This window comes from Sphingobium tyrosinilyticum (assembly GCF_042654265.1).
Lineage (GTDB): Bacteria > Pseudomonadota > Alphaproteobacteria > Sphingomonadales > Sphingomonadaceae > Sphingobium > Sphingobium tyrosinilyticum.
Map to the genome: position 1 here is coordinate 16,148 of NZ_JBHSFZ010000032.1, position 12,685 is coordinate 28,832.

9 protein-coding genes are annotated in these 12,685 nt (G+C 58.4%); 8 read left to right on the forward strand and 1 reads right to left on the reverse strand.

Annotation, left to right across the window (positions count from 1 at the left end):
- The 4 genes from ACFO3E_RS14930 to ACFO3E_RS14945 all read left to right on the forward strand — a co-directional run bounded on the left by ACFO3E_RS14930 (position 1) and on the right by ACFO3E_RS14945 (position 3,754).
- A complete protein-coding gene (locus tag ACFO3E_RS14930; protein WP_380805693.1) occupies positions 1-528 on the forward strand; it encodes a cupin domain-containing protein in 528 nt (175 codons plus the stop codon).
- An 8-nt stretch (positions 529-536) separates the two neighbouring features.
- Positions 537-1,400: a phytanoyl-CoA dioxygenase family protein gene (locus ACFO3E_RS14935; protein ID WP_380805696.1), complete on the forward strand. Its 864-nt coding sequence runs from the start codon at positions 537-539 to the stop codon at positions 1,398-1,400.
- Positions 1,401-1,574: 174 nt separating this feature from the next.
- Complete coding sequence (locus ACFO3E_RS14940) at positions 1,575-2,522, forward strand: TauD/TfdA family dioxygenase (RefSeq protein WP_380805699.1); 948 nt, start codon at positions 1,575-1,577, stop codon at positions 2,520-2,522.
- Between the two features lie 149 nt (positions 2,523-2,671).
- Complete coding sequence (locus ACFO3E_RS14945; protein ID WP_380805701.1) at positions 2,672-3,754, forward strand: IS630 family transposase; 1,083 nt, start codon at positions 2,672-2,674, stop codon at positions 3,752-3,754.
- 530 nt (positions 3,755-4,284) lie between these two features.
- On the opposite strand, the gene ACFO3E_RS14950 is transcribed toward ACFO3E_RS14945, so the two are convergent.
- Entirely contained in the window at positions 4,285-4,926 is a 642-nt protein-coding gene (locus ACFO3E_RS14950; RefSeq protein ID WP_380805703.1) for a TetR/AcrR family transcriptional regulator, read from the reverse strand.
- Between the two features lie 159 nt (positions 4,927-5,085).
- Between ACFO3E_RS14950 and ACFO3E_RS14955 the strand changes: the two genes are divergently transcribed.
- From ACFO3E_RS14955 to ACFO3E_RS14970, 4 genes are all read left to right on the forward strand, one after another.
- Complete coding sequence (locus ACFO3E_RS14955; RefSeq protein ID WP_380805705.1) at positions 5,086-7,473, forward strand: TonB-dependent receptor; 2,388 nt, start codon at positions 5,086-5,088, stop codon at positions 7,471-7,473.
- A gap of 559 nt (positions 7,474-8,032) precedes the next feature.
- Entirely contained in the window at positions 8,033-10,264 is a 2,232-nt protein-coding gene (locus tag ACFO3E_RS14960; protein ID WP_380805707.1) for a family 78 glycoside hydrolase catalytic domain, read from the forward strand.
- 16 nt (positions 10,265-10,280) lie between these two features.
- Positions 10,281-11,357: an alpha/beta hydrolase gene (locus tag ACFO3E_RS14965; RefSeq protein ID WP_380805709.1), complete on the forward strand. Its 1,077-nt coding sequence runs from the start codon at positions 10,281-10,283 to the stop codon at positions 11,355-11,357.
- A 27-nt stretch (positions 11,358-11,384) separates the two neighbouring features.
- Positions 11,385-12,344, forward strand: a complete 960-nt coding sequence (locus ACFO3E_RS14970; protein WP_380805712.1) for an alpha/beta hydrolase — start codon at positions 11,385-11,387, stop codon at positions 12,342-12,344.
- The last annotated feature ends 341 nt before the right edge of the window (positions 12,345-12,685 follow it).

Sequence of the window (12,685 nt, forward strand, 5' to 3'; positions counted from 1 at the left end):
GTGAGCGAAATCAAAGGCAAGCCCACATTTCAGATATTCCGGGCGAAGGACGCGCCAGGTCTGATGGAAACGGGCCATATGAAAGTTGAACCCTATACTGATCTTCAGCGCGAATGGATGGTCAAGGCCAGGGACGCGGGACTGTTGGAAGGCGATTATCTCAAGGTCCTGTTTGACATACCTGGCTTCAACTTGACGTACGCTTGGCTGAAAAAGGAATACCCGCTGGCCCTCCATAGCCATGATTGCGACTGCTTATATTATATCATCGCTGGCGACGTGAGAATGGGGACCGCGACCCTTGGAGCGGGAGACGGTTTCTTCGTCCCGGCCGGCGTGCCCTATCAATACACGCCAGGCAAGCGGGGCGTCGAAGTGCTCGAGTTTCGCACTGTTTCCCATTTCAACATGGTGAATTTGTCAAAGGGCGAAGGCTACTGGCGCAACGCTGTGGAGTCGCTGATGGCCAACCGGGAGGATTGGGCGGCAGCCGTGCCACCCTCGCAAATGGTACTTACTGAGCGATGATTCCGGCAGTGACCATCCCTGCCGGGGGAGAGGAAAAGACCGCTATGTCGATGATCCCTGACAATGCTCGGCGTCAGTTGCGCGAAGAAGGCTGGTGCGTGCTGCCCAAGCTAATGAACCCTCCAGAGTTGAGACGCGTAAATGATGCGCTTGACCGCGTCGTCGGGGAGATGCGCCGACGTGGAGCATCTACCCATAGCGCGCTACTCGATCCCAACGACTCGAACATCCGCGTCTACAATCTGCCGGACTGGGATCCAGTCTTCGTCGAACTGCTGCGTCATCCGGCCTGCCTGGAGATCGTTCGCGAAGTGCTGGGGGAGGGGGTCATCGTCTCCAACTTCAGCGGCAATATTGCGCTGCCGGGGTCACGGCCGATGCGCATCCATTCGGACCAGGCGCTGTCCGTGCCCGATCCGTGGCTGGAACCCTGGGCCCTCAACCTGATCTGGTGCCTGGACGATGTGTATGATGCCAATGGAGCAACCCGCTTTGTTCCGAGAAGCCACAAATATACCCGGTTTTCGGAGGTTCCTAAGGATCTTGCGGAGCAGACCGTGGCGTTTGAAGCGCCGGCGGGATCGCTCATAGCGATGGACGGGAGAGTGTGGCACACATCGGGATCGAACCGGACAGAGAGTGCGCGCCGAGCCATGCTGTTTGGCTATTACGTCCGCGACTTCGTGCGGCAGCAGGTCAATTGGGATGTCTGCTTGTCCCCCGAAACACAGGCTTCACTCGATCAGGGTGCGCGCGAGCTGCTCGGCATGGGTCCGAAAGCCAATGTACGTATCGGATCCGCGCTGTCGCGCCTTAGCCCTGATGCTGAACTACCGGACATCCTGTCTCAGGGCGCGCGTGAAAATGCGTAAGTAGGTTGAGTTAAACGCGGCGCTGCGCCGTGGACAGTTCGGAGATCAAATATGCTGAATGCTAAAGCAAGCGAAAGGGACTCAGCCCGTCTGCAGCAGGCACGCGCTCTGTTCGGACGCGATGTCCTCATATCGGAGCCGTTTCCGGGCCGCCCGCCACTCTGGATTGAGCCGGTGGCGCCGGCGCTCGAGCAGGATGTCGGTGCGGCCACCGAATGGGTTGCTAAAAATCGCAATGCCGTCGAGGCTGCGCTGGTGACTTTCGGCGCCGTGCTCTGGCGCGGCTTTGCGGTGCATGGGCCCGAAGACTTCGAGCGATTCCTGAGCGACTTCACTCCTTTTTCTCAGGGGTATGTTGGCGGCACCAGTCACCGCAAGGCGGTGACGGGCAAGGTGATGGAAGCGACTCGCGCCGATGATCACATCAACATCATCATGCATCAGGAAATGGCGTATTTGCCCACCACGCCTCGGTTGCTTGCCTTCTACTGCAACAAACCGGCGGAACGCGGCGGCGAAACGCCGATCGCCGACATGCGCGGCCTGATGGAAGCCCTGCCGCAGGGGCTTCAGGACAAGCTCAAGGCACATGGCGTTCGCTACATCCGCAACTTCCGCAATGACGAGACGCTAAACGACTGGCGCGCCGATCCTTACTTTAACCATTATAGCTGGCAATATTGGTTCGAGACCACTGACCGGGCGGAGGTCGAAGTGGCCATGATTGAGCGTGGATCGAACGTGCAGTGGAATGATGATGGTAGCTTGACCATTTGGACCGTGCTGCCCGCAACCTCGGTACACCCCAAGACGGGCGAGAAGCTATTCTTCAATCAGATTTACGCTATGCGTCAGCACCGGGTCACGATCGGCGAGCATAATATTACGCGCATCGACGCGGCCTATCCCAATTATCTCGACAAGCCCAACGCAGCCGCGTTCGGCAATGGCGAGCCGTTATCCGAGGAAGACTTCATGGCAGTGCACGCAGAGATGGAAAGGCGGGAGGTCTCGTTCCGTTGGGAGCAAGGCGATGTCATGCTACTCGACAACAAGCTGACCGCGCATGGACGCCATCCCTACAAGGGTGAACGCGATACGCAGGTTATGCTGTTCGAATGACATGCATGCGCAATCGCGCCGCCCCATGCAGAAGTGCCGCAACCGCAAAGTTTGGTTGGAAGAAAGAGGATGGGATCTAGTGGATTGAGCGGAACAAAAGAGTCCGATTGAGGATTCCCATCGGCTTGCTGGCGTGCGAGTCTGGGGGAATGCGCGATGGCATCACTTTCACCCTGTCCGCCGCCGACCGTCAGCGATTGTGCGACATTTCAGCGGCCCCGCAGAGCCCACAGAAGCACGTTTGGCGGGCCCGCATTGTGCTGCTGAGCGGCGATGGTCTGGGCGCCTCGGCGATCATGGCCGCGACGGGCAAGTCCAAGACCTGCGTCTGGCGATGGCAGGAACGCTTCATGCACGAAGGCGTCGAGGGCCTGCTTTGCGATAAATCCCGTCCGCCCGGCAAGGCGCCGATCCCGCCCACGCGTGTCGCCGAGATCGTCCGCCTGACGCATGAGCCGCCCCCGCACGAGGCGACCCACTGGACGGTGCGCGCCATGGCGAAGGTGGCTGGCGTTGCCGCCTCGACGGTGCAGGCGATCTGGAAGGCGCACGGTCTCAGTCCGCACCGCTGGCGCAGCTTCAAGCTGTCGAACGACCCGGCGTTTGCGGAGAAGCTCACCGAGATCGTCGGCCTCTATGTCGATCCGCCGGCTCATGCGGTGGTGCTGTCCATCGATGAGAAGTCGCAAATCCAGGCGCTCGACCGCACCCAGCCCGGCCTGCCGATGAAGAAGGGCCGCGCAGGCACCATGACCCATGATTACAAGCGGCACGGCACAACCACGCTGTTCGCCGCTCTCAATGTGCTGGACGGAACGGTCATCGGGCAGAACATGCAGCGCCATCGTCATCAGGAGTTCATCCGTTTCCTCAACCGTATCGAGCGCGAAGTGCCGGCGGACAAAGCGATCCACGTGATCCTCGACAACTATGCGACACACAAAAAGGACAAGGTCCAGCAATGGCTCGCCCGCCATCCGCGCTGGACCTTCCATTTCACGCCAACCTCCAGCTCATGGCTCAATGCCGTCGAGGGCTTCTTCGCCAAGCTGACCCGACGCCGGCTCAAACACGGGGTCTTCCATTCCCTCGTCGATCGCCAGGCCGCCATCAATCGCTTCATCCGCGAATACAACGCCGCCGACCCCAAGCCTTTCACCTGGAAAGCCAATCCCGATGACATCATTGCGGCACGAAACCGCGGGTTCCAAACGTTGGAATCAATCCACTAGCGGCGAGAATTACCACAAGATTGCGGTCATGATGATCCTTCCAATCGACGCTTGACTCTTCAGGAAGAAAGTTGGGGAAGATGCCGGCCGTATTGTCACCGACACAGTAGGCCAGCGTGGCCGTTATGTTCAATGGATCGGCACCTAAAAAAATGAAACCTGCTGTTTAGCAGTAGCCGCCACCCGCTAGGTGCAGCCGAAGTGAGAACTCGTTAGCGGCTTGCGCATGCCCAACCCTGTAGGCATTCAAAGGCGCAAGTTGCGTCCTAAATTCCTGCGATTCGTTCTGTTTCTGGGATCTGTCGCTTCACCGGCAAAGAACCGACCTGAAGACGTTTGTTTTTCAAGCCTCTATGGCGCGTGTATTTGGCCGAATTTTGGCCTTGCTTCCCATATCGAGCCTTAGATGTCGACCTATTAAATAATTTAGGCCAGAACGGAAAAAATCACCCGGTTATTCATTAGGGAACCCCTGTTTGATGGCTCTTTGCTCGACCTTGCCGGAGTTTAAGACTCTCCCCTACATCGATTCAAGGCGAAGCCAAAGCTCTTTCACAGAACGCCCAGACGCAGTCAGCCAGTGCCGGCGGCGGCGTAAGCGAGCGGCCTGTTCCCGAATTGAGAATTTCCTCATGTACCGTCGCAGACACCAGATTATAAACCAACTTGGCCGTCAGTCGCGGATCCGCGGCAACGAATTCGCCCTCTCGAATGCCCTTTGCGATCACATCCCGAAGCATGTCGACAAATGGCGCCACCGCATCTTCCAACTGGTTTGGGTGAAAGGCAGCTAGCTTTAAATGTTCCTGTGCGAACGCTAACGCTCGATTGAGATTCCCGCTCCCATCATCGACATGGGCATTTGTGATTATGCTGGTCACGATATGTCGCAGGGCTTCGGTCGGGCTGGCGTATTCTCCTGCTTGTGAGTTGTAATATGCCGCGCCCTGACGAAGGGTTCTCGCAAATACAGCGATTACAAGCGCGTCTTTGCTGGCATAGCATTCGTAAAAGGCGCGACGAGAAAGACCCGATCGGTCGAGCAACGCCCTGATCGTCAGAGCTTCAAGGTCACGCTCGCCCAGCAATTGATGGGCCGCAGAGAGCAACAGTTCGGAGCGCTTGTTGGGCTCAGTGAGCTGCGGCGGCTCGGGCTCAGGTTCGCTAGTCACGTTTGTTTGCACATCCCGGCATTACAAGCCGCTGCTCGACGCGTCTAGCGAAGCTTTTGACAATGCGCCTGGGCAATGCTAATTACGGATGAGAACGACGTTCTCAATCATCTGTACCAATGCCCGCCGGTGAATGGGCGAGAAGGGGAGGAGTAGAAAATGCACAGACCACTCAGGATTATTTCGTCTGTGGGCGCGCTCGCGGCATCGCTGGCGTCCTACGCTCACGCACAGGATGCCACTTCCGAACCCTCGTTGGTCAATGATGATATCGTCGTAACTGCTCGCCGCCGTGAAGAAAGTCTTCAGGAAGTGCCGCAGACGGTGAATGTTGTGTCAGGCGCTTCTGTGGAAAAGCTCAACATCACGAAGTTCGAAGACATCAAATCGGTCGTCCCCGGCTTGTCGCTGCAATCGACCGGAGATGGCTTCTCATTTCGCGCTTCGCTCCGGGGCGTCGGCTATGACAGCATCGCGAGCGTTCCGCCAAATGTTGAATTCTACGTCAACGAAGCGCTGGTTTCACCATTCTCCCTGTTTCAGTCGATGTATGACGTCGGCCAGATTGAGGTGCTGCGCGGTCCGCAAGGCACGCTGCGCGGCCGCGCGTCGCCGTCGGGCCAGATCACCGTCACCACGCGGCGCCCGAATCTCGACGATGTTGGCGTCATGTTCAACGGCAGCGCCACTGACAGGGACGCTTATAATGGCAGCGCGGCGATCAATATTCCGCTGCTGCCGGGCGTGGCGGCCCTGCGTCTCGCAGGTCTTGTCGACCAGAATCATGTCGACCAGGTCCGCCCGCTAAATGGTGGTCGCAAGCCCTTCTCCAACACCGAGAGTGGTCGCATCAGCCTTCGTGTCGAGCCGGCGGATTGGTTCGACGGCAATGTCATGTACCAGGTGCTACACCGTCGCGCCGAAAGCTATCGCCAAGTCGAATCGCTCAGCCTGTCGCAGCCTGGCGCACCTCTCCACTTTGGCAGCAATTCGCTCATCACCGGACGGGATCGCCGTTCGATCGGTGACGATCCCATCTTCGTGAACGAAGACCAGAAGCTGCTGATCGGTAACGCCAATGTGCGGTTCGCGGGCCAGCAACTAAGCTATGTGGGGTCATGGTTTAAGGTGGATCAGGACACCAGACAGCCACAGGACTCGGCAAATATCTTCCCTGGACAGAGCGTCTATCAGCTGGTGCCGGTTGCCGCGACCCAGAAGACGCATGAGCTTCGGCTGTCGTCGGTCGATCGGATCATGGGGATCTTCGACTACACGGTCGGCGCCGTCTATGTCCAAACGATCGGCAAGAATCCGATCACGAGCCCCTCGATCATCGCCTTCAACGGCGGCGCACCAGCCGGCACTCCCGGCCTCCCAGTCTATCTCACGACGGCCAACACGATCATTCAGGGAGCGGGCAAGCAGACCGAAAAGTCTTATTTCGGCAATCTGACTGCCCATATCGGGGAACGCGCCGAAATCTCCGGCGGTCTGCGCCACATCACCTTCAACGATAAGAACTTCCTGGCAATTCCTTCACTCGGCGTCACGCTGCAGGATATCGACCAGGACTATGATGCCACCGTATACAACTTCACTGCCAAATATCGTTTCAATGACGAATTGATGGTCTATGCCAATACCGGCAGCAGTTGGCGCAAAGGCACGCAGGCGGTCGGGATCTTCCGTCCGCTCACGCCTCTGCTCGAAAGTTTCGTCCGGCCGCACCCAGAAAAGTCGAAATCCTATGAAATTGGTATGAAGGCCAACCTGTTCGACCGGAAGCTGGAACTGAACGTCACCGCGTTCCACCAGAAGTTCGATGGCTTCCTCTACCGCAACAACACACCGGTCAATTTCGTGGACCTCGATTTCTCGCAGTTCCCAACTGTCACTCAGAGGCTCGGCCAGTTCAACTTCCTGGCCAACGTACCTGCTAAGGTGTCGGGCGTCGAACTGCAGGCACTGTTCCGGCCGAGCCGGCACATCTCCCTCGATGCGCAATTTGCTTACGCGAAGGGCAAGATATCCAACGGTCAAGTCGCATGTAACGACGCCAATCTCGATGGCGTGCCCGACGGCGGGACGACTGACGTTACCGCCATTCCGGCGGCTGGCGTTGCCGTCTGTTCGATCAACGATCGCGTCTCCAATGCACCCAACTGGTCACTGACCCTGCAGCCGGAATATTCGATGTCGCTGTCGGACCGAGCTGACGCCTATCTGCGTGGCCTGTTTACCTACTCGCCCAACAATCCGAATGACCCCACGAATGCCTATGACAAGGTCAAGGGCTATGGACTGCTAAACTTGTATCTGGGTGTACGTGATCCTGATGGCGCGTGGGAAATCGGCGCTTTCGCGAAGAATATCACTAACACCTTCCGTGTGCTGAGCCGGGGCGATCGGCCGCTTCAGACCAACGCGCTGGACGCCGGTGCTGGCTTCGCGAGCGTGCCCTTCCAGAGCAACTACGTCCAGATCACCTCGACTCCGCCGCGCGAATTTGGTGTGAGCCTCCGGGTTGCTTTGGGCGCACGTTGACGTAGTGGCAGCGCATCTTGCCTCCGTCCTTCTGGCGAAGGGCGGGGCAAGACTCCAGTTGTATGCAAGATTAAAACCGCGGTCTGCAAGGAGAATGCTTTGTCAGGTGGTGAATCGGGGCGACGTCAATTTCTTGCGATCAGCGGCGCCCTGGCAGGCGCAGCGGTGAGCGGCATTTGCAGCGCAGCGGAGAAGAAAAATCCTGATCTCGCGCCGTTCCACAGCCCGACCGGCGTTGCCTCTGACGCGCAATGGATCGGACGTAATCTGCCTTTCAGCAGGGCAGGAAGAGGGCGTAATGCCTTCCATTAACAGCGGAGCAGTTGGTGGGCCTCCTTCAGAAAGGATATCTATGCGAAGTGGAGATATCGACCGACGGCGATTTATGGCTGCGGGCGCTGCAATGATTGCGTCTCCCTCACTTTCGTCGGTGGTGTCCGCCGCCCCAGTAAGTAAAGATGCCGGTGCGATCGAAAGAGGGTTTCACGCGGCGGCCAAATGGATCGGACGCGATCTACCTCCGACACCCTCCAAATTTGGCGAGCAGGCCGCCGCCCCAATGTTTCGCCGAGCCTTTGACGTCGCACAGCCCGTGCGAAAGGCGGAGTTGACGGTCGCAGGCTTTGGCTATTGCGCGGCAGAAATCAACGGCGCACCTATTTCAGACGCAGTCATTGACCCGCCCCCTTCGCAATTTGAGAAGTCTGTCTTTTCCCGCACCACGGACGTAACCGCCATGCTGCGACCCGGCAAAAACGTTGTCGCGGCGATGTTGGGCCGATCCTATATCAGCGGCATCGCAGGTCCGGGCGCGCCATGGGTGTCCGAGCCGCGCCTCCTCGCTCAACTAGATATGACATTCGAGGACGGCACAGCACAGACCCTCGTCACAGACGCAAATTGGAAGATGGCCGATGGTCCCATTCATGACTGGATGTATTTCGGTGAAGATTACGACGCCCGCGTGGCAAATCCGGAATGGTCATCGCCTGATCTGGATGATGCCCGCTGGCGACCAGCACTGATTCAAAAGGCTCCGACAGAACGGATCATCCCAGCGCGTGCGCCAGCGGTCATCATAACCGACACATTCGCCGCCGTAGAATCAAAAAAGCTTTCAGCGGCGAAGACTCTCTACAACTTCGGCAAGATCACGGCCGGTTGGACCCGAATAACGGTGCGAGGCCGTCCCGGCACAAAGCTGCAAATCTGCTATGGCCAGCAGCTCAACAAGGATGGCACGGTCTACCTGTCCGTCCCTTGGGGCACCGACGACCACAAGCTGCGCCAGCATGTCGACCATTATGTTCTCAAGGGTGACGGCGTCGAAAGCTGGGAGCCGCGATTCACCCGGCATGGTTTCCAATATGCTCAGGTCGAGATACTAGATGGCGAGCTCGACGAGTTTGCAATTGAGGCGCGCGAATGCCACACGCCCGCTGCTTCAACGGGCGAATTCTCCTGCTCCAACCCCCTTATCAACAAGCTGCACGAAAATCAGAGACGCAGCTTGCTGCTCAACCATTGGGGATTCCCCACGGACACAAGCTGGCGCGATCGCCAGGGCTGGACAGCAGACACAGCGCTGTTCATGGACTCAGCTATATTGAACTTTGCCAGCCTTGCCGACGTTCATATCGACTGGCTGCAATCCTTGCGCGGTACGCAGCAGGCCGATGGCAGCATCGCCGCCTTTGCACCGCAAACCTACGGCTTTCCAGCGTTCAACGATCCCTCCTGGGGCGGTATGATCGTCATGATCCCGTGGAGCCTCTATCAGCATTTTGGCGATGAAGCCGTGCTCATGGAGAACTATCCGGCGATGGCGCGTTGGATGGACCTGATGGACGGCAAGATCGCCGCGACAGGTGATCTCTACGACGGATTTTCGTTTGGGGATCATGGGCCGGTTGGCGCTGAAAATTCCGGCACTTTCGATATCAGCAATATCGAAGGTCCAGATCTGACGCGCAACGCTCATCTGTTCCAGGAAGCAAGAACGCTGGCGCAGATCGCACGGCTGCTCCGCAAAACAGCTGACGCCCGCCGATATGACGCGATGGCTGATCGCATATTGCCCGCCTTCAACGCAGCATATTTCGATCTAGCTGCCAACATCTACTGCACCCCGAAAAAGGTCGGCTACCGCCAGACGAGCAACTTGATGCCGCTGGCCTTGGGCATGGTGCCTAAGGGCCACGAGGCAGCGGTCTTCGCCAATCTGGTGGCGGACATTGAAAAGCGCGGACCAGCGCTTAACACCGGCGCTATCGGTACTAAGCTGATCCTGCCGACGCTCACGAAGTTTGGCCGCCCCGATCTCGCTTATGCGCTCCTCACCCGAACTGAATATCCAAGCTGGGGCTATTGGGTCAGCCAGGGCGCAACCTCATCTTGGGAGGTCTGGAGCGTCAAGGGCTTGGAGCAGACGCTCGATCACCCGTTCTTGGGCACTTTCGACGAATGGCTCTACCAGCACCTGGCGGGTATTCAGGCGGCAGCACCCGGTTATAGGAATGTGCGCATCGCTCCCTTCTTCCCCCAAGGTCTTGAACACGTGTCCGCCTCAATCAAAACACCGCGAGGCACCATTGCTTCGTCGTGGCGACGCGATGGACAACGCATCCGGCTAAAGCTCCGTCTCCCTGAGGGCGGCAGCAGCGAAGTGGTGCTCCCATTTGCCGCTGGCCGTGTGTCCGCAACGACCAGTAAGATTAGACCTTTCCGCGAGACAGCGGGCCAATCGGTGTTTGCGATTGACGCCGGCGAACACGAAATAGTCGTAAGCTGATCCTTAGGAGAACGTTGTGGAAATTGACAGGCGCGATGTGATCAAGGGTTCGATCGGCATGACCACTCTGGCTGCCACAGCGATGAAGGTCGTCCACGCGCAGCCGAGCGGCCCCGACCCGCTCGCGCACGTCCACCCGGAACTGCGCGCCGCGGCCCGCGAAATGCAGCGATTTGCGTCACCATCGGACGCGACTATCGACGTCAAGACACTCGCCGCCGGCCGTTCGCAAATGCCCATCATTCCGTGTCTGGCCGCCCCCCATGTTGAGCAGCGACAGATCAAGGGACCAACTGGCGGGCCCGATGTCACGATCTATATCGTCAACGGGAAGGCCGGGGGCGAGCGTCCCGTCATTGTTCACCTTCACGGCGGTGGCTTCGTGCTCGGCACAGCGGAAAGCGGGCTGGCCGCGCTCCAGACCCAATCACTGGTGCTTGACTGCGTCATCGTGACAGTCGACTACCGCCTTTCGCCCGAGACTATTTTCCCAGGTCCGCTGGAGGATGCTTATGCCGCGCTGAATTGGGTCCATGCGCACTGTGCCGACTTCGGTGGCGACACGGACCGAATCGCCGTGCAGGGGGAGAGCGCTGGAGGCGGCTTGGCTGCGATGCTTGCCATCGCCGCCAGGGATCGCAAGAAAGTGCCACTCGTCCATCAGTCGCTCATCTATCCTATGCTTGATGATCGAACCGGAGGCGAATGCCCGGCGCCATCTACTGTTGGCACATTGGGCTGGACCGGGCCGCTCAATCAGGTCGGCTGGACCGCTTTCCTGGGGCAGGCTCCATCTGTAGGTTTCGCGCCCCCGCCCGGTTCCGTCCCGGCAAGATTGGCGAACCTGGGCGGCCTACCGTCGACGTTTATAGGCGTGGGAGCCATTGACCTCTTTGTTGGGGAAGATGTCCATTATGCGCGCAGACTGATCGAACAATCAGTTTCGACCGAATTGCTGGTCGTGCCCGGCGCATTCCATGGTTTTGACGTTGCCGCACCCAAAAGCAACGTCGCGCGCTTCTTTCGTCTGGCGCAACTCAATGCACTCGCACTGGCTTTTGGCCAGCCTCGGCTCGAACGGCTTCCTGCATAAGTGTCATGTTCATCCAAAATGCGAAAAATGATGCGTCCTCATCCCGTCATATTTGCAGCGGCATTCTCGCTGACGGCCCTTGCCCTAATTGATCCCGCGATCGGCAAAACAGGTAAGGAGGACAGTAAGTTGCTCAAGGATGATTTCCTGGATGTCGAGGAATTCCGGCTCTGGCCGGGCCGCGCCGAAGGAGCCGAGAGCGACAAGCCGGACGAAACGCCGACATTGACGGTCTTTAGGGTCTTGAAAGGAGCGGAGAACGGGGCCGCTGTCATCGTTGCTCCTGGGGGCGGATATGTGGGCCTAGCAACCGCGTTGGAAGGCCGGCCGGTAGCCGACTGGTTCACATCACGTGGAATCACTGCCTTCTTGCTCAAATATAGGACAGGGCCGCGAGCCCGATTGCCGATCCCGCTGTCAGATGGGCGGCGGGCTGTACAATTTGTGCGCGCGAATGCGACGAAATACGGCATCGATCCTAACCGCGTAGGAATGATCGGTTTTTCGGCCGGTGGCCACCTTGCGGCGATGACGGCGGTCCAGGCCGTTTCTGGCGCAGCCGAAGCCGCAGACCAGGTCGATCGCGTGAGTAGCCGGCCCAACTTCCTCGTTCTCGCCTATCCCTGGTTGGAAGGGATGAAGATCGATGCAAAGGGGCAGTCGCAATATTGCATGTTTGCCGGTGTCAATTGCCGACCGGAAGATTACGCGAGTTTTACCCCGCTCCAGCATGTCACCGGCGATATGCCGCCAACCTTCATCTATCATACAACTAACGACAGCCTGGTGCCTGCTGAAGGTAGTCTACGCTTCTACGAAGCGCTCCATTCGCGAAAGGTGCCGGTCGAGATGCATGTGTTCGGACCCGGCGAGCACGGATCCGGGATGGGTGGCAGCGACCCTGCCTTAGCACGGTGGCCAGAGCTTCTGGAGCATTGGCTGCGAGGGCGCGGCCTGTTTACAAAGCCCTATCTCGCACCACCTTGACGGCTGCAATACGTTTTCAGCAGCCAAGCTGAACTGCTACTATCTACGACACTCAGGCCAGTGGATCATCCGGAATGTCAAGCATTCCTCGTTTTAGTGCGGGTGCCGAGTTGACACGCGCGCGTGATTGCAACGGTCCACGCAACGGCATTCGCGTATAAACGGCGGATGAAGCAAGGCGAGGCGCGACTGCTCACCGGCCGCGCCCCTTCTCACTTCCCTACTGACTTAACATAATCACTATTATCGCGCCGAACGAGTGTAAGCGCCATTTAGAAATGTCACCCTCTGCAAATTAGAGATGTCACTGGTGGCATGGTGCTCCCTGGATGCAGGGAGTA